The 26026-nt window shown below is 64.4% G+C and carries 24 protein-coding genes; 12 read left to right on the top strand and 12 right to left on the bottom strand.

The window, feature by feature from the left end; translation table 11 throughout:
- The first annotated feature begins 109 nt into the window (after window positions 1-109).
- From E0501_RS13635 to E0501_RS13620, 4 genes are all read left to right on the top strand, one after another.
- Window positions 110-343, top strand: coding sequence for an acyl carrier protein (locus E0501_RS13635; protein WP_137701941.1), 234 nt, complete (start codon window positions 110-112; stop codon window positions 341-343).
- Window positions 344-528: 185 nt separating this feature from the next.
- Complete coding sequence (gene fabF / locus E0501_RS13630; RefSeq protein WP_137701940.1) at window positions 529-1785, top strand: beta-ketoacyl-ACP synthase II; 1257 nt, start codon at window positions 529-531, stop codon at window positions 1783-1785.
- Window positions 1786-1789: 4 nt separating this feature from the next.
- On the top strand, window positions 1790-2953 hold the full coding sequence (gene mltG / locus E0501_RS13625; RefSeq protein WP_137701939.1) for an endolytic transglycosylase MltG: 1164 nt from the start codon (window positions 1790-1792) through the stop codon (window positions 2951-2953).
- 283 nt (window positions 2954-3236) lie between these two features.
- Window positions 3237-3821: an HNH endonuclease gene (locus E0501_RS13620; protein WP_137702341.1), complete on the top strand. Its 585-nt coding sequence runs from the start codon at window positions 3237-3239 to the stop codon at window positions 3819-3821.
- Window positions 3822-3891: 70 nt separating this feature from the next.
- Here the strand turns inward: E0501_RS13620 and E0501_RS13615 are convergent, their stop codons facing one another.
- The 4 genes from E0501_RS13615 to E0501_RS13600 form a co-directional block, all read right to left on the bottom strand.
- Window positions 3892-4407: a bactofilin family protein gene (locus E0501_RS13615; protein ID WP_137701938.1), complete on the bottom strand. Its 516-nt coding sequence runs from the start codon at window positions 4405-4407 to the stop codon at window positions 3892-3894.
- Window positions 4397-5734 carry a M23 family metallopeptidase gene (locus E0501_RS13610; protein WP_137701937.1) on the bottom strand — a complete coding sequence of 446 codons (1338 nt, stop codon included), beginning with the start codon at window positions 5732-5734 and terminating at the stop codon, window positions 4397-4399. The genes E0501_RS13615 and E0501_RS13610 overlap by 11 nt, the downstream gene beginning before the upstream one ends.
- A 167-nt stretch (window positions 5735-5901) precedes the next feature.
- A complete protein-coding gene (locus tag E0501_RS13605) occupies window positions 5902-6735 on the bottom strand; it encodes a ferritin-like domain-containing protein (protein ID WP_235857858.1) in 834 nt (277 codons plus the stop codon).
- Window positions 6736-7197 carry a peroxiredoxin gene (locus tag E0501_RS13600; protein WP_137701936.1) on the bottom strand — a complete coding sequence of 154 codons (462 nt, stop codon included), beginning with the start codon at window positions 7195-7197 and terminating at the stop codon, window positions 6736-6738.
- A gap of 108 nt (window positions 7198-7305) precedes the next feature.
- Between E0501_RS13600 and E0501_RS13595 the strand changes: the two genes are divergently transcribed.
- From E0501_RS13595 to E0501_RS13570, 6 genes are all read left to right on the top strand, one after another.
- Window positions 7306-10617: a hypothetical protein gene (locus E0501_RS13595; RefSeq protein ID WP_137701935.1), complete on the top strand. Its 3312-nt coding sequence runs from the start codon at window positions 7306-7308 to the stop codon at window positions 10615-10617.
- A 4-nt stretch (window positions 10618-10621) separates the two neighbouring features.
- Complete coding sequence (gene queA, locus E0501_RS13590) at window positions 10622-11677, top strand: tRNA preQ1(34) S-adenosylmethionine ribosyltransferase-isomerase QueA (RefSeq protein ID WP_137701934.1); 1056 nt, start codon at window positions 10622-10624, stop codon at window positions 11675-11677.
- Window positions 11678-11760: 83 nt separating this feature from the next.
- The gene (locus E0501_RS13585; protein WP_137701933.1) at window positions 11761-13008 is read left to right on the top strand and encodes an MFS transporter; all 1248 of its coding nucleotides are present in this window, start codon (window positions 11761-11763) and stop codon (window positions 13006-13008) included.
- Window positions 13009-13111: 103 nt separating this feature from the next.
- Complete coding sequence (locus E0501_RS13580; protein ID WP_137701932.1) at window positions 13112-13696, top strand: DUF924 family protein; 585 nt, start codon at window positions 13112-13114, stop codon at window positions 13694-13696.
- A 209-nt stretch (window positions 13697-13905) separates the two neighbouring features.
- Entirely contained in the window at window positions 13906-15315 is a 1410-nt protein-coding gene (gene lpdA, locus E0501_RS13575) for a dihydrolipoyl dehydrogenase (protein ID WP_137701931.1), read from the top strand.
- A gap of 48 nt (window positions 15316-15363) precedes the next feature.
- Window positions 15364-15912 carry a methyltransferase domain-containing protein gene (locus E0501_RS13570; protein WP_137702339.1) on the top strand — a complete coding sequence of 183 codons (549 nt, stop codon included), beginning with the start codon at window positions 15364-15366 and terminating at the stop codon, window positions 15910-15912.
- On the opposite strand, the gene E0501_RS13565 is transcribed toward E0501_RS13570, so the two are convergent.
- Window positions 15909-16271, bottom strand: a complete 363-nt coding sequence (locus E0501_RS13565) for a rhodanese-like domain-containing protein (protein ID WP_235857857.1) — start codon at window positions 16269-16271, stop codon at window positions 15909-15911. The two genes, E0501_RS13570 and E0501_RS13565, sit on opposite strands and share 4 nt — an antisense overlap.
- A 188-nt stretch (window positions 16272-16459) precedes the next feature.
- On the opposite strand from E0501_RS13565, the gene uvrA reads away from it, so the two are divergent.
- Together uvrA and E0501_RS13555 are read left to right on the top strand one after the other, a co-directional pair.
- Window positions 16460-19321, top strand: coding sequence for an excinuclease ABC subunit UvrA (gene uvrA, locus E0501_RS13560; RefSeq protein WP_137701930.1), 2862 nt, complete (start codon window positions 16460-16462; stop codon window positions 19319-19321).
- Window positions 19322-19326: 5 nt separating this feature from the next.
- Window positions 19327-20226, top strand: coding sequence for a patatin-like phospholipase family protein (locus E0501_RS13555; RefSeq protein ID WP_137701929.1), 900 nt, complete (start codon window positions 19327-19329; stop codon window positions 20224-20226).
- A gap of 19 nt (window positions 20227-20245) precedes the next feature.
- Here the strand turns inward: E0501_RS13555 and E0501_RS13550 are convergent, their stop codons facing one another.
- From E0501_RS13550 to E0501_RS13520, 7 genes are all read right to left on the bottom strand, one after another.
- Window positions 20246-20446, bottom strand: coding sequence for a YgaP family membrane protein (locus tag E0501_RS13550; RefSeq protein WP_137702337.1), 201 nt, complete (start codon window positions 20444-20446; stop codon window positions 20246-20248).
- A gap of 66 nt (window positions 20447-20512) precedes the next feature.
- The gene (locus E0501_RS13545; protein ID WP_137701928.1) at window positions 20513-21169 is read right to left on the bottom strand and encodes a Crp/Fnr family transcriptional regulator; all 657 of its coding nucleotides are present in this window, start codon (window positions 21167-21169) and stop codon (window positions 20513-20515) included.
- Complete coding sequence (gene mmsB / locus E0501_RS13540) at window positions 21166-22038, bottom strand: 3-hydroxyisobutyrate dehydrogenase (protein ID WP_137701927.1); 873 nt, start codon at window positions 22036-22038, stop codon at window positions 21166-21168. Before mmsB ends, E0501_RS13545 begins: the two co-directional genes overlap by 4 nt.
- 13 nt (window positions 22039-22051) lie before the next feature.
- Window positions 22052-23080, bottom strand: coding sequence for a 3-hydroxyisobutyryl-CoA hydrolase (locus E0501_RS13535; RefSeq protein ID WP_137701926.1), 1029 nt, complete (start codon window positions 23078-23080; stop codon window positions 22052-22054).
- Entirely contained in the window at window positions 23077-24222 is a 1146-nt protein-coding gene (locus E0501_RS13530) for an acyl-CoA dehydrogenase family protein (protein WP_137701925.1), read from the bottom strand. Before E0501_RS13530 ends, E0501_RS13535 begins: the two co-directional genes overlap by 4 nt.
- A gap of 99 nt (window positions 24223-24321) precedes the next feature.
- Window positions 24322-25455 carry a carboxylate-amine ligase gene (locus E0501_RS13525; protein WP_137701924.1) on the bottom strand — a complete coding sequence of 378 codons (1134 nt, stop codon included), beginning with the start codon at window positions 25453-25455 and terminating at the stop codon, window positions 24322-24324.
- Between the two features lie 93 nt (window positions 25456-25548).
- Entirely contained in the window at window positions 25549-25953 is a 405-nt protein-coding gene (locus E0501_RS13520; protein ID WP_137701923.1) for a hypothetical protein, read from the bottom strand.
- Window positions 25954-26026: the final 73 nt, after the last annotated feature.

Genomic DNA, 26026 nt, shown 5'->3' with positions numbered 1-26026 from the left:
GCCTGCGGGGGGCAGACAACGCCCTGAACGGGGCATCACAGGACCGACGACCCCGAGGGGCGAGGGCAAGAACCGGGCCGCAAGGCCCCGAAGTTGTGAGGAACAGAACATGAGCGACGTCGCAGACCGCGTGAAGAAAATCGTTGTGGAACACCTTGGGGTGGAAGAGGACAAGGTTGTCGAGAACGCTTCGTTCATCGACGATCTGGGCGCAGACAGCCTCGACACTGTCGAGCTGGTCATGGCGTTCGAAGAAGAGTTCGGCATCGAGATCCCGGACGATGCAGCCGAAACCATCCAGACCTTCGGCGACGCGGTGAAGTTCATCAACGACGCTGCCTGATCTGAATACGCGCCGCTGGCGCAGGAGGCCCCCGCCTGATTGGCGGGGGCCTTTTTCATGCGCGGGCCGAAGATTCGCCGGGGTGGCCGGGCGCACAGCCGCGCATCGGCGGTCAGACAGGCTTGCCCCGCTGCGCCAAGCCGCGTAAACAGCCCGTCAAGAAAGCGAAAGCAAGGGGCATCAACATGCGTCGAGTGGTTGTCACCGGATTGGGTCTTGTTACTCCGTTGGCCTCGGGGGTCGAGGAAACATGGGAACGCCTGCTGGCCGGGCAATCGGGGGCTGGGAAGATCACCCAGTTCGATACCAGCCGGGTGGTGACCGATTACGCCTGCGAAGTGAAGCATGGCGATGGCAGCGATGGCACGTTCAACGACGATGCCTATTGCGACGCCAAGGAACGCCGCAAGATCGACGATTTCATCCTGTATGGCATCGCCGCCGCCGACCAGGCGGTGAAGGATGCGAACTGGACCCCGGAGGACGAGGAAAGCCTGTTGCGCACCGGCGTAATGATCGGGTCGGGGATCGGCGGGCTGAAGTCGATCGAGCAGACCACGCTGATGATGGCCGAGAAGGGGCCGCGGCGGGTGTCGCCTTTCTTCATTCCCGGTGCGCTGATCAACCTGATTTCGGGGCAGGTGAGCATCCGTTACGGCTTCAAGGGGCCGAACCACGCGGTGGTGACGGCCTGTTCCACCGGCGCGCATGCGATCGGCGATGCCGCGCGGCTGATCAAGTATGGTGATGCCGACGTGATGGTGGCCGGCGGGGCCGAGGCGGCGATCTGCGAGATCGGCATTGCCGGGTTCAACGCGTGCAAGGCGCTGAGCACCAAGCGCAGCGACGATCCGAAGGCCGCAAGCCGGCCCTATGATGCCGACCGTGACGGGTTTGTCATGGGCGAAGGCGCCGGTGTGGTCGTGCTGGAGGAATACGAGCACGCCAAGGCCCGCGGCGCGAAGATCTATGCCGAGGTGGCGGGCTATGGCCTGTCGGGCGATGCCTATCACATAACCGCGCCCAGCGAGGACGGCGATGGCGGGTTCCGTTCGATGAGTGCCGCGCTGAAGGATGCGGGGCTGGAGCCGGGCGCGATCGACTATATCAACGCGCATGGCACCAGCACGATGGCCGACGTGATCGAGCTGGCGGCGGTGGAGCGCCTTCTGGGCAATGCGGCGGCAACCGCGACGATGAGTTCCACCAAGTCGATGACCGGGCACCTGCTGGGCGCGGCGGGCGCGATCGAGGCGATCTTCTCGATCCTGGCGATCCGCGACCAGGTGGTGCCGCCGACGATCAACCTGGACAACCCGGCGGTGGAGACCCCGCTGGACCTGGCCCCGAATGTCAAGCGCGAGCGCGAGGTCAACGTGGCGCTGTCGAACAGCTTCGGCTTTGGCGGCACCAATGCCAGCGTGATTTTCAGAAAGGTCTGAACGCATGTGGCGGCACATCGCCTCGAACGCGATCACATTGCTGATCGTGATCGTTTTCCTGATGGGCGGGCTAATCCTGTGGGGCCAGTCGCAATACGTGGCCGAGGGCCCGCTGGAAGAGCCGATCTGCCTGCGGGTTGAGCGCGGCAGCAACGTGACCCGCGTGTCGCGGTCGCTTGAGGACGAGGGCGCGATCAGTTCGGGCACGATTTTCCGGCTGGGGATGGATTACGCCGACAAGACCAGCCAGTTGAAGGCGGGCAGCTACCTGGTGCCGGGTGGCGCATCGATGGCGGAGATCGCCGATATCATCACCCGCGGCGGGGCCTCGACCTGCGGCACCGAGATCGTCTACCGGATCGGGGTGACGCGCTCTGCGGTGCAGGTGCGCGAGCTGGACCCGGCGACGAGCCGGTTTGTCGAGCTGGCGGATTTCGACCCGGTGGCCGAAGAAGCGCCCCAGGCGTTCACACAGATGCGCGAGCGGGGCGATACGCGCTATCGCATCGCCATGGCCGAGGGGGTGACCAGCTGGCAGGTGGTGGATGCGCTGAACCGGATCGACGTTCTGGAGGGCAAGGTGCCCGAGATCCCGGCCGAGGGCACGCTGGCGCCGGACAGTTACGAGGTGCGCGTGGGCGATGACCGCGCCGCGCTGATCGCGCGGATGCAGGAAGCGCAGCAGGTTCTGCTGGCCGCGGCGTGGGAAAGCCGGGCCGAGGGCCTGCCGCTGGCAAGCCCGGAAGAAGCGCTGATCCTGGCCTCGATCATCGAAAAGGAAACCGGCACGCCGGAGGAACGCGGGCAGGTGGCGAGCGTGTTCCTGAACCGGCTGGAGCGCGGCATGCGGCTTCAGACCGACCCGACGGTGATCTATGGCATCACCGAGGGGCAGGGGGTTCTGGGCCGTGGCCTGCGCCAGAGCGAGCTGCGCGGCGAAACGCCTTGGAACACCTATGTGATCGAGGGTCTGCCGCCGACGCCGATTGCCAATCCGGGCCGCGCCAGCATCGAGGCGGCAGTGAACCCGGCCGATACGGACTTCATCTATTTCGTGGCCAAGACCCTGGACCCGGCCGACGGCCACAATTTCGCGGTGACGTTGGAAGAGCATAACGCCAATGTCGCGGCCTATCGCCAGCTGGAGGCCGAGCGCGCCAACGAGTGATCGCAACGCGTGATTCCCGTGGCGCCGGCGGGGCCAGGGTGACGCGGACGCAGGCCGGGAGGCAGGCCGTGGAAGGGCACGTCGGCCTGCACAATCGGAAAAACCAATGCAACGGCAATGGGTTGCGCGAGCGGCTTGCGGTTGTCACGCAGCTGTCGCAGGGACGGATTATCCACAGGCTGAACCCGGATATCGTGGGGCTTGCCGGATGCCAACCACGATATATAGTGAATGCAAAGACAAGGGCGGATGGCAACGCCTGCAGGCAATGGGCGGCAAGGGCATGGACGGAGATTTCAGGAGCGATTTCGTAAGGCAACCCGGGGCGTTGAGACAGTTTCCCGCACTGGTTCTGAACGCGGATTTCAGGCCGCTCTCCTATTACCCGCTGAGCCTGTGGCCGTGGCAGGAGGCGGTCAAGGCGGCCTGGCTGGACCGGGTGGATATCGTGGCCGAATACGACCATGTGGTCAGGTCCCCCAGCACCGAGATACGCGTTCCGAGCGTGGTGGTGCTGAAAGATTACGTCAAACCCCAGAAGCGCGTGGCCTTCACGCGCTTCAATCTTTTTCTGAGGGACGAATTTCGCTGCCAGTATTGCGGGTCGAAGGGCGATCTGACCTTCGATCACGTGGTGCCGCGCGCGGCCGGTGGCGTGACCAGCTGGGAGAACGTTGTGGCGGCCTGTTCGCCCTGCAACCTGAAGAAGGGCTCAAAAAGCCTGCGGCAGGCGCGGATGCATCTGCGCAAGCCGCCGCGTCAGCCCGGCGCCGAGGAGTTGCGCAACCTGGGCCGCAAGTTCCCGCCGGGGCATCTGCACGAAAGCTGGATGGACTTCCTTTATTGGGATGCCGAGCTGGAGGCCTGACGCTTTTTGCACAAACGAAAAGGGGCGCCGACAGGCGCCCCTTGCATTTCTACCGCGGCTCAGCGGCTGGTTACGAAGCGGGCTTCGCTGCCGGAGCCGCCCCGGTCTTTCCCGGCGAGAGCGGATCGTCCTGACGCTGCACCGAGCCTTCGAAATGAGCGCCGGATTCGATGGCGATCGTCTTGTGAATGATGTCGCCTTCGACACGGGCGGTCGAGGTGAGGCGGACCTTAAGGCCGCGCACGCGGCCGACGATGCGGCCATTGACGACGACGTCATCGGCAACGACCTCGCCCTTGACGGTGGCGCCTTCGCCCACGGTCAGCAGGTGGGCGCGGATGTCGCCCTCGATCGTGCCTTCGATCTGGATGTCACCGGTGGTTTTCAGATTGCCGGTGATGTGCAGATCGGAGGAGAGCACCGATGCGGGCGGCTTGGCCTTGGGCGGCGTTGGCTTGAAATCCGAAGCGCCGGTTGCGGGCTTCGACGCGGCGGCGCCAGAGGCGCTGTCGGGCGTGGTGCCAGTCGGTTTCGGGGTTTCCGGTGTCTTGGTGCCGGGGTCGTTGATTTTGCTTTTAGAAAACATCGTTTGCAGCCTTGATGTAGATCATTGGGTTGACGGCCTTGCCGCCGACGCGGACTTCGTAGTGGAGATGGGGGCCGGTCACCCGTCCAGATGCTCCCATATCACCAATACGCTGGCCACGCGAGACTCTTTGTCCGACGCTCACGCGAATTTTGGACATGTGCGCATAGCGGGTTTCGATACCGAACTCGTGCTGGATCTTGACCAGTCGGCCATATCCCGAGCCCCAGCCGGCATGGGTGACGACGCCGTCGGCGGTGGCATAAAGCGGCGTGCCGACGGGACCGGCGAAATCGACGCCCTTGTGCAGGCGCTTGCCGCCGGTCTTGGGATCGCGGCGATAACCGAAGCCGCTGGTAAAGCGGTAGGCGTTCTTGACCGGGATGGCGAAGGGGGCCTTTTCGGCGGCGATGCGGTAGAGGTTGAGCCGGTCCATCTGGTTGATGATGCGGTTCGCGCGCGTCGCATCGGGCGAGGGTTCTTCGCCCTTGGTGGAAAAGGTCAGCGGTGTCAGCGGGCCGCCCTGGCCGGAATAGCCGCGGCGGACCTGGCTGATGATGCTTTCGGTGTTCATGCCAGCGGCGCGGAACATCTTGTCCAGCGGTTTGACCGAGACGGTCATCGCCTCTTCCAGCTGGCGGAAGATCTGATCGTTCTGGTCCTGCATGAGCTTGATCTGGAAGGCCATGTCGTCGGCCTGTTGCAGGGCGTCCTGCGCGTCGGCGATGACCTTGTCACGCTCGGCCGCGGTATCGGCCAGCGCCATCGCCAGCATGTCGAGCGCGCTGTCGCTGCCCGTGCCGGACTGCGCCACGCCGCCCTGGCCGGCGTTTTCCGCCATGGCCACGCGCAGCTCTTTCTCGGCCTTGCGGGCGAAATCGCGTTCCTTCATGGCGCGGCGCAGGGTGGTCTGGATCACCTCGACCCCGGTTTCCAGCTCGCGCCGGCGGGTTTCGGATTCCAGGAGCTGCGACTGCATCCGCGAAATCTGCTGAAGCGCCGAGTTGAAGCGTTCCTGCGCGGCCAGCGCCTCTTCGGCGCGGCGGTCGCGTTCGCTGGCGAGGTAGTTCAGGCGCGCCTCGTAGGTGCGCTGATCACGTTTGGCCTGTTCACGGAAATTGCCCGAGCCGATCGAGTCCATCAGCAGGATCGCGGTGGCGATGATCGCCCAGGCGACGATCGCGGTGCTGCCCGCGAAGCCGATCAGCTGCACATGCGGGCGCAGCCGGATGAACCTTGTATCCTTGTCCGAGCGCAGGAAGACGCGCCGTTCAGGAAAATACCGCTCGAGAAGCGAATGAACGCGAATAGCCAGTCGTGAACGCAAAGAGCCTGTCCTTGTCCCATCCCAGTTCGGGCGCATGTCCCCGGACGCACCCAGAGAGTGCTTACCCAGTGGGATTTCGAAGGGCAACATTTTTAGGCCAAGTGATTCGATCTGACGCGGGGTCATGCCGATATCCGGCAGAAAACCGCCGATATTTAAGGGCTTGGCTAGCCGCTGCGGTTCTTGACCGGCGTTTCGTCGGCGAGTGGCCAGTAGAAATCGGGGGGCAGGCCGGCCTCGGCGCGCTTTTCCTCGTTGAAGGGCGGCTTGAGAGGGCCATGGAAATACTGGCGCACCAGGCGGTGAAATTCGTCGCGCGGATCGATGTCGTGGCGGCCGCACAGGAAGTGAAACCATTTCGAGCCATAGGCGACATGGCCGACCTCTTCGGCGTAGATGGTCTCGAGTGCGGCGACGGCGCCGGTGTCGCCGGCCTTGCGGAAGATCTCGATCATGCCCGGCGTCACGTCGAGGCCGCGGGCCTCGAGCACCATGGGCACGACGGCGAGCCGGCCCATGATGTCCTCCACGGTATCCTCGGCCGCGCGCCACATGCCGGCGTGGGCGGGCAACGCGCCGTAGTGGCTGCCCAGTGCTTCAAGACAATCGCATACAAGATTGAAATGCTTTGATTCCTCGTCTGCGGCCTTGACCCAGTCATCGTAGAAACCGGCGGGCATCGGGATGTCGGTGAAACGCGCGATGATGTCCCAGTGCAGGTCGACGGCGTTCAGCTCGATATGGGCGACGGCATGCAGAAGCGCGATGCGGCCCTGGGGGCTGCCGGGTTTGCGCTTGGGCACGTCGCGCGGATCGAGGAGCTCGGGCCGGTCCGGACGCGACGGGCGCAGGGGCGGGCTGGCCGTGCCGACGGGAATCTCCCGCCCCGCCTTGCGCGCGGCGAACCATGTCGCGGCATGGGCATGCGACAGGGCGGTCTTTTCGCGGCCGTCCGCGGTGGTCAGCACCTCGGTCGCCATCTGGGCGAGGGTCTGGGCCATTCAGAGCGCCTTTGCGGCCTCGAGCACGGCCTCGGCATGGCCATCGACCTTGACCTTGCGCCATTCGGCGACGATCTGGCCCGCCCCGTCGATCAGGAAGGTCGAGCGCTCGATGCCCATGAAGGTTTTCCCGTACATCTTCTTTTCCTTCCAAACGCCGTAGGCTTCGCAGACGCCGTCGAGTTCGTCGGACAGAAGGCCGATGGTCAGGTCCTGCTTGGTGCGGAATTTCTCGTGATCGGCGAGGCTGTCCTTGGAAATGCCGAAGACCTTGACGCCGAGCGCGTCAAACTCGGGTTTGAGCGCGGAAAAGCCCTTGGCCTCCTTGGTGCAGCCCGAGGTGTTGTCACGCGGGTAGAAGAACAACACGACCGGGGCCGGGCGCAGTTCCGAGAGCTTGACTCGGGGTCCATCGTCGGCGGGCAGCGAGAAATCGGGCGCGGGGCGGGGCAGATCGGACATGGGCGGCTCCTGACTGATTTGAAAATTGGCGCTTTCATATTAATTCCCATGCGGGGAGAATAGAACCGGATAAGATGGCATCGACAAGAAGATGCCGGCACAGGCCCTATGAGCGAAACCCAGGACCAGCAGACCGAGACGCCTGAGACGGCGCAGCAGGACACGGCCCCGCGCAGGCGGCGGGGCCGTGTTGGCCTGATCGCGCTGCTGACGCTGGCGGCGCTGGCGCTGCTGGTGGCGTTGGCGGGCTTTGCCATGATCGGGCGTCCGGTGGCGCTGCCGGACTGGGCGGAAGAGCGGATCGAGTCGCAGGTGAACAGGCAGCTGGGCGGGGCGGCGCTGGATTTCGGCCAGGTGAGCGTGGTGGTCGAAAACGGCTGGCAGCCGCGCATCCGCCTGCGCGACGTGGATTTCAGGGATGCGCAGGGCCGGCATGTTCTGACCCTGTCGGACGTGGAGGGCACGGTGGCGCTGCGCCCGCTGCTGTCGGGCGAGGTGCAGCCGTCGCGCGTCTGGCTGAGCGGGATGCAGCTTGTCCTGCGGCGGGATGCCAGCGGCCAGGTGGGGCTGAGCCTGGGCGATGCCCCGCGAGTGAGCCGCGAGGCCGCGAGCCTGGCCGGGCTGATCGAGGAGATCGACCGCTACCTGGTGTTGCCGCAGCTGGCGCAGTTCGAGGGCTTGTCGGCCGAGAGCCTGACCCTGCGCTATGAAGATGCCCGCGCCGGACGCGCGTGGACGGTGGATGGCGGACGGATCGACCTGGAGCGGGCGGGTGAGGACCTGAAGCTGCGCGGCGATTTCGCGCTTCTGGGCGCGCGCGATTATGCCTCGACGCTGGAGTTGAGTTACCAGAGCCGGATCGGATCGCCCGAGGCGGCATTCGGCATGAATTTCAAGGACCTGGACACGGGCGATATTGCCGCGCAGTCGGCCGCGCTGGTCTGGCTCGACGTGATGCGCGCGCCGGTGTCGGGGGCGCTGCGGGCGACGACGGATGCCGAGGGCAACCTGGGCCCGCTCAACGCGACATTGCAGATCGGCGAGGGGGTGCTGCAGCCCACCGACGAGACCCGGCCGATCCCGTTTCGCAGCGCGCGCAGCTATTTCACCTATTCGCCGCAGACCCAGGTGATGCAGGTCGCCGAGATGTCAGTGGACAGCGAATGGGGCAGCATGCGCGCGGAGGGGCAGGTGATCGTGGGCGAGCTGATCGACGGCTGGCCGGCCGATTTCATCGGCCAGATGCGCATCGCCGAGATCAGCGCCAACCCCGACAGCCTGTACGAGACCCCGGTCAACATCACCGACGTGACGATGGATGCGCAATTGAAGCTGGAGCCGTTCCGCCTGCGGCTGGGACAGATGGTGGTGCGCGATGACGACCGGCGGCTTGTCCTGTCGGGCCAGCTGGACGCGAAGGAGAAGGGTTGGGACCTGGCGCTGACGGGCCAGATGGACCGGATGGGGCCCGAGCGTCTGCTTGAGCTGTGGCCGCGGGAGGTGAAGCCTCGCACGCGCGACTGGATCGCGGAGAATATCCTGGGCGGGACGATGTCGAACATCCAGCTGGCGCTGCGCAGCCTGCCCGAAGAAGATCCCGACGTGTATCTCGGCTTCGAGTTCGAGGGGCTCGACACGCTGTTCATGAAGTCGATGCCGCCGATCCGGGGGGCGCGGGGCCATGCCACGCTGCACCGCAACGTCTTTACCGTGACCGCCGATGGCGGGCGGGTGCGGGCCGAAAAGGGGGGCGAGATCGAGATTGCGGGCACCACATATCGCGTGCCCGATGTGGGCGATCGCCATGGCCCGGCCGAGGTGCTGCTGCAGACCAGGAGCACGATCACCGCCGCGCTGTCGCTGCTGGATCGTGAGCCGATGCAGTTCCTGACCAAGGCGGGGCAGAGCGTGACGCTGGCCGATGGCCGGGCCGAGGCGCAGGGGCGCATCGGGTTCCTGCGCAAGGAAAAGCTGCCAATCGAAGAGGTGGATTTCGACGTGACCGCCACGCTGCGAGACGTTCGCAGCGAAACGCTGGTGTCGGGGCGGGTTCTGGCCGCGCCGGTGCTGGACGTGCGCGCGGCGGGTGGCGAGCTGCGTATCGCCGGGGCGGGCCGGATCGGCGCGGTGCCGTTCGAGGGCCGGTTCGTGGCGCCGCTGGGCAAAGACAGCGGCGGCGGCAGCCGGGTGTCGGGCTGGATCGAGCTGTCGCAGCGTTTTGTCGAGGAGTTTCGCGTGGGGCTGCCGCCGGGCAGCGTGTCCGGGGCGACGCGGGGCGATGTGCGCATTGATCTGAAACGGGGGGAGCGGCCGCGTTTCCTTCTGTCCTCGGACCTGGCGGGCATGGGGATGCGGATCGCGCCGATCAGCTGGACGATGTCGAAGGGCGCCAAGGGCAGCCTGCGGCTGGGCGGGCGGCTGGGCGATCCGGTAGACATCAGCGAACTGGTGCTGGATGCGCCGGGGCTGCGCGCGGCCGGGCGGCTGGAGCTGGGACCGGGCGGCGTGTTTCGCAGCGCGACCTTCGACAGGGTGCGCGCGGGCAGCTGGCTGGATGCGTCCGTGGCGCTGATCGGGCGCGGAGCGGGGCAGGCGCCCGAGGTGCGCGTGACCGGGGGCACGGTGGACCTGAGCCAGACCGAGATCGGCAGCGGCACCGGCAACAGCGGACAGCAGGGCGGCGGGCCGATCACCGCGACGCTGGACCGGCTGCGCATCAGCGAGAGCATTTCGCTGACCGGTTTCAAGGGCGAGTTCAGCACCGCGCGCGGCATGGATGGCAGTTTCACCGGGCGGGTGAATGGCGGCGCGCCGGTGACCGGCCGGGTGGCGCCGCGCGACGGGCGCAGCGCGTTTCGCATCCTGTCACAGGATGCGGGCGGGGTTCTGGCCTCGGCCGGGTTGCTGAAAAGTGCGCGGGGTGGCGATTTCGACCTGACCCTGCTGCCAGCGGGTGGCAAGGGGGCCTATAACGGGGCGCTGGAGATCAAGAATATCCGGCTGCGCGACGCCCCGGCGATGGCGGCGCTGTTGAACGCGATCAGCGTGATCGGCCTGCTGGAGCAGCTGGCCGGCAATGGCATCCTGTTCACCGATGTCGAGGCGCGGTTCCACATGAACGACGACAAGGTGACCCTGACCCGGTCGAGCGCGATCGGCGCCTCGATGGGGATTTCGATGGACGGCTATTACTATTTCGCCAACAAGCAGATGCAGTTCCAGGGCGTGGTGTCGCCGATCTATGTGCTGAACGCGGTGGGCCAGATCCTGACCCGCAAGGGCGAGGGGCTTGTCGGGTTCAACTATATCCTGAAAGGGACGCCGGACAGCCCCATGGTGCGGGTCAATCCGCTTTCGCTGTTGACGCCGGGCATGTTCCGCGAGATTTTCCGTCGCCCGGTTCCGAAGGTGACGCAATAGCCCGATGAAGCTTTCCGATTTCGATTTCGATCTGCCCGAGGCGCTGATCGCGACGCGGCCAGCGAGCCCGCGGAGTTCTGCGCGCCTCTTGGTGGCCGAGGGCGACCGCATCACCGATGCGCATGTTTACGATCTGCCCGGCTGGCTGCGGCCCGGCGACCGGCTGGTGCTGAATGACACGCGGGTGATCCCGGCGCGGCTGACCGGGCAGCGGGTGCGGCAGGGTGAGGCGGGGGAGACGCGCGCGGGCATCGAGGTGACGCTGCTGGAGCCGCAACCCGGGGGGCGCTGGGCGGCGCTGGTCAAGCCGTTGCGCAAGCTGAACGAGGGCGAGGTGGTGGAATTTGCCGCCGGGCTGAGCGCGGTGTGCGTGGAAAAGGCCGAAGGCCAGGCGGTGCTGGAGTTCAACCTGGCGGGCGAGGATTTCGACGCGGCTTTGAACGAGGCGGGCGCGATGCCGCTGCCGCCCTATATCGAGGCCAAGCGCAAGGCCGACGCGCAGGACAAGACCGATTACCAGACGGTCTGGGCGCGCAATCCCGGCGCGGTCGCCGCGCCGACGGCGAGCCTGCATTTCGACGCGCCGCTTCTGGAGGCGCTGCGCGACAAGGGTGTCAACTTCACCCACGTGACGCTGCATGTCGGCGCAGGCACCTTCCTGCCGGTGAAGGTGGAGGATGTGACCACCCACCGGATGCATGCCGAATGGGGCGAGGTGAGCGAAGAGGCGGCGGCGGAAATCGCCGCGACCAAGGCGGCAGGCGGGCGGGTGATCCCGGTGGGGACGACCGCGCTGAGGCTGATCGAGACGGCGGCGCGGGAGACAGGGCAGATCGCGCCCTGGCAAGGCGAGACGGATATTTTCATCTATCCGGGCTTCGTGTTCCGCGTCACCGACGCGCTGATGACCAATTTCCACCTGCCGAAATCGACGCTGCTGATGCTCGTCTCGGCGCTGATGGGGCGGGAGCGAATGCTGCGGGTTTACGAACATGCGGTTGCGGAACGCTATCGGTTCTTTTCTTATGGGGACGCCTCGCTTTTGGTGCCCGGAGACTGAAACCGGCACGAAAACGTCGCTGCGAAGCCTGAAACCCGGGGCGACGGTCTGGCAAGGGGCGGGGAACGACGAAGGGAATGGGTATGTTTCAGGTTCTGGGCTCGATCTGGGCGTTGCTGTTGGGGATGATGCTCCTGATGGTTGGCAACGGCCTGCAGGGCACGCTTCTGGGTGTGCGCGGCGATATCGAGGGTTTTTCGACCTTCGAGATGTCGATCGTGATGTCGGCCTATTTCGTCGGATTCCTGGGCGGGTCGCGCCTGACGCCGGAACTGATCCGGCGGGTGGGGCATGTGCGGGTGTTCGCGGCGCTGGCCTCGTTCATCTCGGCGGTGCTGGTGCTTTATGCGACCTGGGCCAACCCGTGGTTCTGGATGCTGATGCGTGTGGTCATCGGCTTCTGCTTTTCCGGGGTCTACGTGACCGCCGAAAGCTGGCTGAACAATGCCGCCACCAACGAAACCCGCGGCAAGGCGCTGTCGCTTTACATGATCGTGCAGATGGTGGGGATCATCGTGGCGCAGATGCTGCTGCTGGTCGCCGATCCGGCGGGGTTCATCCTGTTCATCATCCCCTCGGTGCTGGTGTCGATCTCGTTCGCGCCGATCCTGTTGTCGATCGCGCCGACGCCCGCGTTTGAAAGCACCAAGCCGATGAGCCTGCGCGAGCTATACGCGATTTCCCCGCTGGGGATCGTCGGCATGTTCCTTTTGGGCAGCGTGTTTTCCGCGCAGTTCGGGATGAGCGCGGTTTACGGCGCCGAGGCGGGGCTCAGCCTGGTGCAGATCTCGATGTTCGTATCGGCCTTCTACGTGGGCGCGACGCTGATCCAGTATCCGCTGGGCTGGATTTCCGACCGGATGGACCGGCGGCTCTTGATCATGGTGGTTTCGCTTCTGGGGGGCGCGGGGGCCGTGGTGGGCCTTGCCTTTGGCGGGGCGTTCCCGGCGCTGCTGGTGGCGGCGTTCCTGATCGGCGGCACGTCGAACCCGCTTTATTCGTTGCTGATCGCCTATACCAACGATTTCGTCGACCTGGAGGATATGGCCGCCGTGTCCGGGGGGCTGGTCTTTACCAACGGGTTGGGCGCGATCGCGGGGCCGGTGGCGACAGGCTGGATCATGGGGCTGGTCGGATCGGGCGGATACTTCTTTTTCCTGGGCGTGCTGCTGTTTGCGCTGGGGGGCTATGCGGCCTGGCGGATGACACAACGCGCCGCGCCGGCGGTGGAAGACACCAGCTCTTATGCGCCGGTGATGATGTCGCAATCGCAGGTCGCGGTGGAGATTGCGGTGGAAGATATGGAAGAGCACGAAGCGGCAGAGTCATAAAATGTCGCATTTGGACACAAAACTTTACTATTCATTCGCGGAAAAAGATGTGTAACACTTTCATGAAAGCTTGGAGCATTTTGCCAGGGTAGGAGGCGACCCGATGCACGGCGCGAACGAGATTTTGGAGTTCTGGCTCGACAAGGTCGGGCCGAAGGGATGGTATGATGCGTCAGACGCGCTGGATGCCGAGGTGCGCGAGAGGTTCGGCGATATCTGGCAGAAAGCGCGGGAAGGGGCGTTTTCGCTCTGGCTAACCTATCCCAGCGGCACGCTTGCCTATATCATTCTTCTGGACCAGTTCCCGCGCAACATGCATCGCGGATCGGCCGAGGCCTTTGCCACCGACAAGATTGCCCGGGCCACGGCCAAGGCGGCGATCCACAAGGGCTGGGACATGAAGATCGACGAGCCGGCCCGGCAGTTCTTCTATATGCCGCTGATGCATTCGGAAAACCTGTGCGACCAGGAACATTGCATTCGCCTGATGAAGGAGCGGATGCCGGAGACCGGGGCGGACAACCTGCTGCATGCGCAGGCGCATCGCGAGGTGATCCGCCAGTTCGGGCGGTTCCCCTATCGCAACGAGGCGCTTCAGCGCGCATCGACCGCGCAGGAGAAGCAATACGTGGCCGATGGCGGCTATGGCAGCACGGTGAAGGCTTTGCAGGTGGCGAAAGCCGCGTGACGCCGGCGCCAACTCGACGGACAAGCCGGAAGCGCCGCGTCTCGCGGCGCTTTTTCGTTGTGGAAGCGTCTGAAAACACCTGAATATTCCAAATCTGGCCGCGTCGGACAAGGCGGACCTGGAGGGAGTGGAGGGCCGCCGTGCAAGGTGCGTTGTGATTGGTGGGATGATAGTTTAATATCAAACTAGTTTTGGAATCGGAGACTCCCATGGCATCGAAATCCTTTGACATGATCGTGATCGGCGCCGGGCCGGGTGGCTATGTCGCCGCGATCAGGGGCGCGCAGCTGGGCCTGAACGTGGCCATTGTCGAGCGCGAGCACATGGGCGGCATCTGCCTGAACTGGGGGTGCATTCCGACCAAGGCGCTGTTGCGCAGCTCGGAGGTGTTTCACCTGATGCACCGGGCCAAGGAGTTCGGGCTGAAGGCGGATGGCATCGACTATGACCTGGACGCGGTGGTGAAGCGGTCGCGCGCGGTGTCGAAGCAGCTCAATTCGGGCGTGGGCCACCTGCTGAAGAAGAACAAGGTGACCGCGATCATGGGCGAGGCGAAGCTGGCCGGAAAAGGCAAGGTTCATGTCGCCACCGAGACGGGCCACGAGGAACTGACCGCCAAGCATATCGTGCTGGCCACGGGGGCGCGGGCGCGTGAATTGCCGGGGCTGGAGGCCGATGGCGAGCTGGTCTGGACCTACAAACACGCGCTGGTGCCGCCGCGGATGCCGAAAAAGTTGCTGGTCATCGGATCCGGCGCAATCGGGATCGAATTTGCCAGCTTTTACAATACGCTCGGGGCAGATACGACGGTTGTCGAGGTGATGGACCGGGTGCTGCCGGTCGAGGATGCGGAGATCAGCGCCTTTGCCAAGAAGCAGTTCGAGAAGCAGGGCATGACCATCATGGAGAAATCCGCGGTCAAGTCGCTGCACCGCAATCCGGATGGCAAAGGTGGCGGCACGGTGACCGCGTCGATCGAGATCAACGGCTCGCTGGAGACGTTGACCTATGACACGGTGATTTCCGCCGTCGGCATCGTGGGCAATGTCGAAAATCTGGGGCTTGAGGATCTGGGTGTGCAGATCGACCGCACGCATGTGGTGGTGGATGAATACTGCCGCACCGGTGTCGAAGGGCTTTATGCGATCGGCGATATCGCGGGGGCGCCGTGGCTGGCGCACAAGGCGAGCCATGAAGGCGTGATGGTGGCCGAGATGATTGCGGGCCAGAAGGTGCACCCGGTGCGCCCCGAGAGCATTGCAGGCTGCACCTATTGCCACCCGCAGGTGGCCAGCGTCGGGCTGACCGAGGCGAAAGCCAAGGAGGCGGGATACGAGGTGAAGGTGGGGCGCTTCCCGTTCATCGGCAATGGCAAGGCGATTGCCCTGGGCGAGCCGGAGGGCATGGTGAAAACCGTGTTCGACGCGAAAACCGGCGAGTTGCTGGGCGCGCATATGGTGGGCGCCGAGGTGACCGAGATGATCCAGGGCTATGTCGTCGGTCGCACGCTTGAGACCACCGAGGAAGAGCTGATGCACACCGTCTTTCCCCATCCGACGCTTTCTGAGATGATGCATGAAAGCGTGTTGGATGCGTATGACCGGGCGATCCATTTCTGAGCCCGGTCCGGAAGGGGCGGTGTGAGTGGAAGCCTGAACAGGATCGTGATGCAGCGGACCAGCCGCCGCTGGCTGAGCGAATTGCCGCTGGCGCAGATGGACGCCGCCGAGATTTCAGGCAAGTGGGGCCGGATGTTCGAGTTTCGCTCGTACCGGCGGATCCGCTATCCCAAGCATGACATCTGCGCAGGCCCGTTCCTGGATGCGAAGGGGCGGGTGCGGCAGTACGATCTGATCCTGGCCAACCAGGTGTGGGAACATCTGGACAGGCCCTTCATGGCAACCTGCAACGTGATGGATATGCTGCGGCCGGGCGGATTTTTCTGGCTGGCGGTGCCGTTCTTCATTCCCTACCACGGGGACCCTGTGGATTGTTCGCGCTGGACGGCGCGGGGGTTGAAAAACCTGCTGGTCGAGGCCGGGTTCGCGCCCGAACATATCCGCGCCGAGCAATGGGGCAATCGCCACGCGGCGGCCCGGAACCTGGAAGAAGACTGGCCGCCGAAATACGATCCAGATCGTGATGACCTGACCAACGATCTGGATTTTCCGATATGTTCCTGGGCCTTGGCCAGGAAAGTTGAAGTCGGGGTTTAGCCCCGTTCGGTGGCACCGCCGCCGCGCACCCAATCGTGCAGGCCGCCCAGGTTGCGCACGTCCTTGAAGCCGAACCGTGTCAGCATCTGCCCTGCCGAGGCCGAGCGCGCGCCGGTGGCGCAATAGACGGCAACGGTTTTTTCCAGGTCGAGCGTCCTGTCGAACTCGGGGTGGCGGGGATCGCATTTCGAGCCCAGCAGCATCATCGGGATATGCTTGGCGCCGGCGGCCTTGCCGGTGGCGGCGACCTCGTTCATTTCGCGCACGTCAATCACCGTGATGGTGCCATCCTTGGCGCCTTTGACGGCTTCGGCCGGGTCGATACGGGCGATGGAATTGCCCATGAGAAATCCGAACATCGCGTGTTTCCTTTTCCGGGTGTCCTGAGTGGCGTTTATGCGCCGTTGGGGTGGATATAACATTCTGGAATTTGAATGTTAAGGGGCGTCGCGTCAGAAAGCCGCCTGTTCACCCTTCGTTCACATTTTTGGGTTGGAAGCGCGCCCCGGCTGGACTATTTGTGCAAGGGAGAGTGCGGGGGCATGTCATGGCCGAATTGAAGAATATCGAAGTACGCGGCGCGCGCGAGCATAACCTGAAGGATATCGACGTCGATATCCCGCGCGATCAGCTTGTCGTTATCACCGGGCTTTCCGGCTCGGGCAAGTCGTCGCTTGCCTTCGACACGATCTATGCCGAAGGCCAGCGGCGCTATGTCGAGAGCCTGTCGGCCTATGCGCGGCAATTCCTGGACATGATGGAAAAGCCCGATGTGGATCACATCACGGGGCTGAGCCCGGCGATTTCGATCGAGCAGAAGACGACGAGCAAGAACCCGCGCTCGACCGTGGGCACGGTGACCGAGATTTACGACTACCTGCGGCTGCTCTTTGCGCGGGCCGGAACGCCCTATAGCCCGGCCACGGGCCTGCCGATCGAGGCGCAGCAGGTGCAGGACATGGTCGACCGGATCATGGCGATGGAGGAGGGCACGCGGGCCTATCTGCTGGCGCCGATCGTGCGTGACCGCAAGGGCGAATACCGCAAGGAGTTTGCGGAGCTGCGCAAGCAGGGTTTCCAGCGGGTCAAGGTGGATGGCGCGTTCTACGAGTTGGACGAGCCGCCCACGCTGGACAAGAAGTTCCGCCATGACATCGACGTGGTGGTCGACCGGATCGTGGTGCGCGAGGGTATGGAGACGCGTCTGGCCGACAGCCTGCGCACGGCGCTGGACCTGGCCGATGGAATCGCGATTCTGGAAACCGCCCCCAAGGAGGGCGATCCCGAGCGGGTGACGTTTTCCGAGAATTTCGCCTGTCCGGTGAGCGGGTTCACCATCCCCGAGATCGAGCCGCGGCTGTTTTCGTTCAACGCGCCCTTCGGCGCCTGTCCGGAATGCGACGGGCTGGGCGTGGAGCTGTTTTTCGACGAGCGGCTGGTGGTGCCGGACGTGACGCTGAAGATCAGCGACGGGGCGCTGGCGCCGTGGCGCAAGGGCAAGAGCCCCTATTTCCTGCAGACCATCGAGGCGCTGGCGCGGCATTACGAGTTTGACAAGAATGCCGCCTGGAAGGACCTGCCGAAGCACGTGCAACAGGTGTTTCTGTATGGGTCAGGCGAGGAGGAAATCCAGTTCCGCTATGACGAGGGCGGGCGGGTTTACCAGGTGACGCGGGTGTTCGAAGGGGTGATCCCCAACATGGAGCGGCGGTACCGCGAGACGGATTCGAGCTGGATCCGCGAGGAATTCGAGCGCTACCAGAACAACCGGCCCTGCGGCGCCTGCGGCGGCTATCGCCTGCGCGACGAGGCGCTGGCGGTGAAGATTGCCGACCTGCATATCGGGCAGGTGGTGCAGATGAGCATTCGCGAGGCCTATGCCTGGATCGAGGAGGCGCCGAAGCACCTGTCGAAACAGAAGAACGAGATTGCCCGCGCCATCCTGAAGGAAATTCGCGAGCGGTTGGGATTCCTGAACAATGTTGGGCTGGAATACCTGACGCTGAGCCGGTCGAGCGGCACGCTGTCGGGCGGGGAAAGCCAGCGGATCCGGCTGGCCAGCCAGATCGGCAGCGGGCTGACCGGTGTGCTTTACGTGCTGGACGAGCCGTCGATCGGGCTGCACCAGCGCGACAACTCGCGCCTGCTGGATACGCTGAAGAACCTGCGCGACCAAGGCAACACGGTGATCGTGGTCGAGCATGACGAGGAAGCGATCCGCGAAGCCGATTACGTGTTCGATATCGGTCCCGGCGCGGGGGTGCATGGCGGCCAGGTGGTGAGCCACGGCACGCCCGAGGCGGTTACCGCCGATGCGGCCTCGATCACCGGGCAATACCTGGCCGGCACGCGGACGATCCCGTTTTCGACCGAGCGGCGGGCGGGCAATGGCAAGGCGGTGAGCGTGGTGAAGGCGACGGGCAACAACCTGAAAAACGTGACCGCCGAGTTTCCGTTGGGCAAGTTCGTCTGCGTGACGGGCGTGTCGGGCGGGGGCAAATCGACCCTGACCATCGAGACGCTGTTCAAGACGGCGAGCATGCGGCTGAACGGCGCGCGCCAGACCCCCGCGCCCTGCGAGACGATCAAGGGGCTGGAGCATCTGGACAAGGTGATCGATATCGACCAGCGGCCCATCGGGCGGACGCCGCGCAGCAACCCGGCGACCTACACGGGCGCGTTCACGCCGATCCGCGACTGGTTTGCCGGGCTGCCCGAGGCCAAGGCCCGCGGCTACAAGCCGGGGCGGTTTTCCTTCAACGTGAAGGGCGGGCGCTGCGAAGCTTGCCAGGGCGACGGGGTGATCAAGATCGAGATGCACTTCCTGCCCGATGTCTATGTCGAGTGCGAGACCTGCAAGGGCGCGCGATACAACCGCGAAACGCTGGAAATCCGCTTCAAGGGCAAGAGCATCGCCGATGTTCTGGATATGACGGTGGAAGAGGCGCAGGAGTTCTTCAAGGCGGTGCCCAGCATCCGCGAGAAGATGGACGCGCTGATGCGCGTGGGGCTGGGTTATGTCAAGGTGGGCCAGCAGGCGACGACGCTGTCGGGCGGCGAGGCGCAGCGGGTCAAGCTGTCGAAGGAATTGGCGAAACGCTCGACCGGGCGGACGCTTTACATCCTGGACGAGCCCACGACGGGGCTGCATTTCGAGGATGTGCGCAAGCTCTTGGAAGTGCTGCACGAACTGGTGGAGCAGGGCAACACGGTGGTGGTGATCGAGCACAACCTGGATGTCATCAAGACCGCCGACTGGATCATCGACATTGGCCCGGAAGGCGGTGATGGCGGCGGCGAGATCGTGGCCACCGGCACACCGGAAGAGGTGGCCGAGGTCGAGCGCAGCCATACCGGGCGTTACCTGGCGCCGATGCTGGAGGCCGCCAAGCGCACGGCGGCGGAGTAGACGCGATGCGGGTCGGGATCGCTCTTGGATCAGGCGGCGCCCGGGGCTGGTGCCATATCGGCGTGCTGCAGGAACTGAAAGCATTGGGCATCGAGCCCGACCTGGCGGCGGGCTGTTCGATGGGGGCGCTGGTGGGGGCGGCCTGGGCGGCTGACCGGTTGGACGCGCTGGAGGACTGGGCGCGGTCGCTGAGCCTGCAGAAGTTCCTGACCTATGTCGATCTGGGCCTGTCGGGCGGCGGCCTGGTCCAGGGCAAGGCGGTGCGCGACATCCTGCGCGATCTGGACGTGCCCGACACGTTCGAGGCGTTGGAGCGGCCGCTGATCGTGGTGGCCACCGACATGAGCAGCGGGCGCGAGATCTGGATGCAGGAGGGGGACCTTTATCGCGCCATTCGCGGCTCGATCTCGATCCCAGGCGTGTTCAGCCCGGCGCGCAAGGATGGCAAGTGGCTGCTGGATGGGGGGCTGACCAACCCGGTGCCCTGTTCGGCCAGCCGGGCGTTGGGCGCCGAGCGGACGATCGCGGTGAACCCGAATGCCAAGCCCGGCCACGACATGTGGCGCGAGAAGGAGCGCAGCGGGGGATTGTGGGATTTCCTGGATGAGCCGGGACTGACGCGATACCTGCCGGATGCGGTGCGGTCTTATCTGAGCGAGAAGAAATCGGAAGCTATGCCGCCGAACTATGTCGACGTGGTATCGACCTCGATCGACATCATGACCGATTTCATGCGCCTGGCGCGGCAGGCCGCGGATCCGCCGCATATCCTGCTTGAGGCCAACCTGATGAGCCGGATGACCGTGCTGGAACTGCATCGCGCCGGCGAAGCGATCGACGAGGGCCGCCGCATGGTGCGCGCCCGCGCTGACGACATCCGCGAGGCGGTGGCGCTGGCCGGTTAGGCACCGGCCAGCGGCAGGATCATTTCATCTTGCAGGTGTTGATGCCGAGGATCGCATAGGGCGGGCACCAGCCGATGAGGCCGGTTGCCAGCGGGATGATGCCCAGCAGGTAGAGCCAGCTATAGGCGCCGTCACCGCCAATGAAATAGCCCAGGATCAGCAGGGCGCCGATGACGATGCGCAGGATGCGGTCGATGCCGCCGACATTCTTGGTCATGATGGGTCTCCTTTTCAGTCCAATTGGCGAAAAGGTTAATCCGGAAATGCGCATTTGTCTGTGACGGCGTCACATTTGCGGTTGTGCAATCTCGCGCAGGGCTTGTGCATCGAGGATTTCGATAGTGCCACGCCCGGTGCGGACATAGCCGCGGCGGGTCCAGGATTCGAGCCGGCGCGAGATGACTTCGCGTGCGGTGCCCACCTGGGAGGCGAGTTCGGCTTGGGTGATGCGCAGGGGGTTGGCGCTTTCGGCGAGCGCCAGCAAGTGTTCGGCCAAGCGGCATTCGACCCGTTGAAAGGCAACTTTTTCAAGAAGTTGCATCATGTTCTGCATGCGATCAGAAAAGGCGCGGAAGACAATGGCGCGAAAGGCGGGCGAGCTGTCGACCAGTTGCAGGAACTCAATGCGGGGCAGCAGGACCAGCGTGGTATCGGTTTGGGTCGTGGCCTCGGCGGTGTAGTCGGACCCGCCCAGAAGGCCCATGGTGGACTGGATGCAGCTTTGGCCGGGAACGACGGAGTAGAGCAGGATTTCGCGGCCCGTCGCACCGGTCAGCGACACGTCGACCCGGCCCGAAAGCACGATGGCGTAGCCCTTGACCGACTCACCGGGGTGAAAGAGCACCGCGCCTGCGGGCAGCTCCATCGGTGCGAGTTTTTCCAGCACCGCCCGGGCCGGCGGTTCGAGCGCGTCGAGCGCCTGGGCCCGGGCAAGCCAGCTCATGTGCGGTGGCGTTTCTCGAAGCGGGGCAGCATGGCCGAAAAATCGCGGCCCAGCCCGTCTTCGTTCTCGACGAACTGCTCATAGAGCCTGGTCGCGGCCTCGCCCAGCGGCGTATCGGCATCGGCGGCTTCGGCAGCCTGTTGGCTGAGGCGCAGGTCCTTGAGCATCAGCTCGGCGGCGAAACCCGGTTTGTAATCGTTGTCGGCGGGCGATTTCGGGCCGACGCCGGGGGCGGGGCAATAGGCGTTCATCGACCAGGAGTAGCCCGACGAGGTGCTGACCACATCGAACATTTTCTGCCGGTCGAGGCCCAGCTTGTCAGCGAGCGCGAAGGCCTCGCAGGTGCCGATCATCGTGATGCCGAGGATCATGTTGTTGCAGATCTTGGCGGCCTGGCCGGCGCCACTGTCGCCACAATGCACGGCCTTCTGCCCCATGATCTCGAAAAGCGGCTCGGCCTTGGCGAAGGCGTCGGCGCTGCCGCCGGCCATGAAGGTGAGCGTGCCGGCCTCGGCCCCGCCGACGCCGCCCGAGACGGGGGCATCGACCGGCAGAAGGCCGGCAGAGGCGGCCTGTTCGGCCACGGCGCGGGCGGATTCGACATCGACGGTGGAACAATCGACAAATCCGGTACCTTCGTCCATCGCCGGGATGATCTCGTTGGCCACGGCGCGCAGGATAGCGCCATTGGGCAGCATGGTGATGACCACGTCCTGGCCTTTGGCGGCCTCGGCGGCGCTGGCGGCCATGGTGACGCCGTCGACACTGACGGCGGCGGTGTCAAAGCCCGTGACGGTGTGCCCGGCCTTGGCCAGGTTGGCGGCCATCGGCGCGCCCATGTTGCCCAATCCGATGAATCCGATTTTCATGGCTGATCCTCCCTCAGAATGTCAGTTCGTTGTCGCCCAGCGGGGCGAGCATGTCGTGGACCGCGCCGGCAGGCAAGTCGTCGAGCGAGTGCCGCCAGTTTGGGTTGCGATCCTTGTCGATGATCGCGGCGCGGATGCCCTCGAGGAAATCGCCATGCTCCATCGCGCGGAAGGTATAGCGGTATTCCAGTGCCAGGGCCGCGCGGATATCGGTGTTGCCCTTGAGCCGGCGCATCATTTCCAGCGTGCAAGCGACCGATAGCGGCGAGTTGCGGCCGAGCGCCTTGAGCGTGTCGGCGGCGAATTCGCTGTCCGTGCCGCGCAGCGAGGCGAGCACGGCGGGCAGCTCCGCCGCTGCGAAATGGGTGTCGATTTCCGCGAGAAGGGCCTGCATTCTGCCTTGCGGCGCGGTCTCAACGCGGTCTGCGAGGCAGGATGTTGAGCCGGTTTCTTCAAGTTCGGCGATCAGACCGGCCCAATGGGCCTGTGGGATGAACATGTCGGCAAAGCCTGCGAGGATCGCATCGGCCGGGCCCATGCGGGCGCCGGTGGTGCCGAGATAGGCGCCGAGATGGCCCGGGGCATTGGCCAGGATCATCGAGCCGCCCACGTCGGGCACGAGGCCGATGCCGACCTCGGGCATGGCGATCTGGCTGGTTTCGCCGACGATGCGGTGGCTGCCGTGACAGCCCACGCCCATGCCGCCGCCCATGGTAAACCCCTGCAGGAACGAGACGATAGGTTTTTCGTATTCCGCAATCTTGGCGTTCATGCGGTATTCATCGCGCCAGAAGGTCTGGCCGAAGCCGAAATCGCCGGCCGTGCCAGTGGCGTAGAGATCGGCAATGTCGCCGCCGGCGGAAAACGCCTTATCCCCCTCGGCGTCGATGACGACCAAAGCGACCGCCTCATCGGTGCGCCAGTCGTCGAGGGCAGTGCCGATCGCCTTGACCATGTCATAGGTCACCGCGTTCAGCGCCTTGGGGCGCTGAAGCGTGATGCGCCCGGCGCGGCCCTGGATGCGGACGGAAATATCGCTCATGCCGCGTCTGCGATCATCTGGCGCGAAACGATCAGGCGCATGATCTCGTTCGTGCCTTCGAGGATCTGGTGCACCCGCAGATCGCGCACGATCTTCTCGATCCCGTAATCGGCCAGGTAGCCGTAGCCGCCATGCAGCTGCAGGCAGCCATTGGCGACGTCGAAGGCGGCATCGGTGACCATGAGTTTCGCCATGGCGCAGAACTTGGTGGCGTCATGCGCGCCGTTGTCGAGCTTCCATGCCGCCTGGCGCAGGAAAGTGCGGGCGGATTGCAGCCTGGTCTCGAACTCGGCCAGCTTGAATTGCAGCGCCTGGAACTGGTTGATGGGTTTGCCAAAGGCCTTACGCTCGGCCATGTAGGCCACAGTCTTGTCCAGCGCCGCCTGCGCGCCGCCAAGGGCGCTGGCGGCGATGTTGAGGCGGCCGCCGTCGAGACCGGCCATGGCATATGAGAACCCGCGGCCTTCTTCGCCGATCAGGTTGTCGAGCGGCACCTTGCAATCGTCGAACTGCACCTGGGCGGTGGGTTGGGCGAGCCAGCCCATCTTTTTCTCGAGCGCGCCGAAGGAGAGGCCGCTGGTGCCGTCCTCGACCACGACGGTGGAAATGCCCTTGGGGCCGTCCTCGCCGGTGCGGACCATGGTGACATAGGCATCGGAATAGGACCCGCCCGAGATGAAAGCCTTGGTGCCGTTCAGGACATAGCCGTCATTGGCCTTCTGGGCGCGGGTCTTGAGCGCGGCGGCGTCGGAGCCCGAGCCGGGCTCGGTCAGGCAGTAGGAAAAGACCTTTTCCATGCTGCACAGATCGGGCAGCCATTTTGCCTTAGTTTCGTCCGAGCCGAACTTGTCGATCATGCCGCCGCACATGTTGTGGATCGACAGGAAGGAGCCCACGGCCGGGCAGGACATGGCCAGCGCCTCGAACACCAGCGTGGCATCGAGACGGCTAAGCCCCGAGCCGCCATGTTCTTCGGAGACGTAAAGCCCGCCGAAGCCCAGCTCGGCGCATTTGGGCCAGAGATCTTTGGGGATGGTGCCCTGTTCCTCCCACTGCTGGGCAAAGGGGGCGATGTTTTCTTCGCCAAAGCCCTTGGCCATGTCGAAGATCAGGGTCTGTTCCTCGCTCAGTGCGAAATCCATGTGGCGGCTCCTCCTCGGTGGAATTGAACGAGTGTTTAATTCCCGATTCTTACAGCATTGTTGCAGGCACTTGAAGGCAAACAACGGCCTGATTTGGCTTCAAAGGTCTGCGTGGAATTCCTCGATCAGGTGTTTCACAACGGCCTTCAGCGCGTCATCGGGGGTGTATTCGGCCTCGATGGCGTCTTCGAAAACCTGGCGTTGGCGGTTGGCGGAATTGCCCTCGGACAGGATGGTGCGGGCATGTTCGACCTCGCGGGTGCAGCCCAGGATACCGGCGTCTTCGGCGACGAGTTCGATGATTTCCTCGATGGCGTTGGCAAAGGGCAGGATGGTCTTGGCGCCGAAATCGATCAGGCCTTGGTTGATGCCGTAGCGTTGCGCGCGCCAGCGGTTTTCGGAGATCAGGAAGTTGTCGTAGATGCGCCAGCGCTGGTTCTTCTGGCTGAGCCGCCACAGCATGCGGGTCAGGCTTTGCGTGAGCGCGGCAAGCGTCAACGCGGTTTCCATTCGGGGCGAGACATCGCAGATGCGCGACTCGATGGTAGGGAACTTGTGCGACGGGCGCAGGTCCCACCAGATCTTGGTGGCGTCTTCGATAAGGCCCAGATCGACAAGCGCGGCGACCGAGCGTTCGAATTCGCCCCAGCCTTCGAGTTTGGGGGGGGGGCCAGTGCGCGGCAGGTTATCGAAAACCGTTAAACGATAACAGCTTAGCCCGGTATCTTCACCTTGCCAGAAGGGCGAGGAGCAGCTGAGCGCCAGGAGGTGCGGCAGGAAGTACTTGAGCTGGTTCATCAGGTCGATGCGGCGGTCGTGGTCGTCGATGCCGATATGGACATGGTTGCCGCAGATCAGCAGGCGGCGCACGACGCCCGCCAGATCATCGCGCAGGCTGTCGTAGCGGTCTTTCCGGGTGTGGTGCTGATCGCGCCAGTCGGAAAACGGATGGCAGGACGCGGCGATGGGGGCGAGGTTAAATTCGCCGGCGACGCGCGCGACGGTGCTGCGCAGGCGCTTGAGGTCTTCGCGGGCCTCGTTGATGTCGCGGCAGACCTTGGTGCCGATCTCGACCTGGCATTCGAGGAATTCGGGGCTGAATTGACCTTCGAGCTCGGCGGAGCATCGCTCCATCAATGCCTGCGGCGCAGGGGACAGATCGAGGCTGTCACGATCAACGAGCAGGTATTCTTCCTCGATGCCGAGACTGAATGCGGGTTCGGTGCTGGCCATTCTTGCGACACTCCCCTGGCTGCTTGGTCGTTCAGGGAAGTTTGAGCAGGATTGCGGGGACGGTGCAAGCATGAGCCGCCTGCATGGACCAGGTCAGGGGGCTGGGCTTTCCTCAGTCTTTGCAAGCGCCCATTGGCGGGCGCTGTCCAGATCATCGAAAATCGCGGTCTCTACGACGTCTGAGCTTTCGGCGAGGTTCTGGAAGATCCGGGCCAGGCCGAAGGTGAGCTCTCGCGGGGCGTTGATGGCGATGTAGAGGCGCAGGCCGGCCTGCTCGTAATGGCGCATGAACATGGAGAAGAGCGAGAACACCTCGCTGAAGCCGACCTCGGTTTCGGTGACCTGGGCAAGATCGACGAGGTGCGGGCGATCCATCTGAAAGGCCGGATCGTTCATGTAATCCTGCCACATCGCGGTGATCTGGGTAAGGTCGATGGTGCCTGTGTACGTCGCATAGACGATACGTCCGCTGTCGCGAATGTTGTAGGACACACCCATGCTTCCGTTTCCTTCCCAAATTGCAGCTCTCTGATGGAGTTGCATACAATTTTCCATAACATAAAGTTGAGCA

It is taken from the genome of Marimonas lutisalis (assembly GCF_005434965.1).
GTDB classification, from domain to species: domain Bacteria; phylum Pseudomonadota; class Alphaproteobacteria; order Rhodobacterales; family Rhodobacteraceae; genus Marimonas_A; species Marimonas_A lutisalis.
The sequence above is the reverse complement of the archived record's forward strand: the minus strand, read 5'-3'. Positions and strand labels throughout refer to the sequence as shown.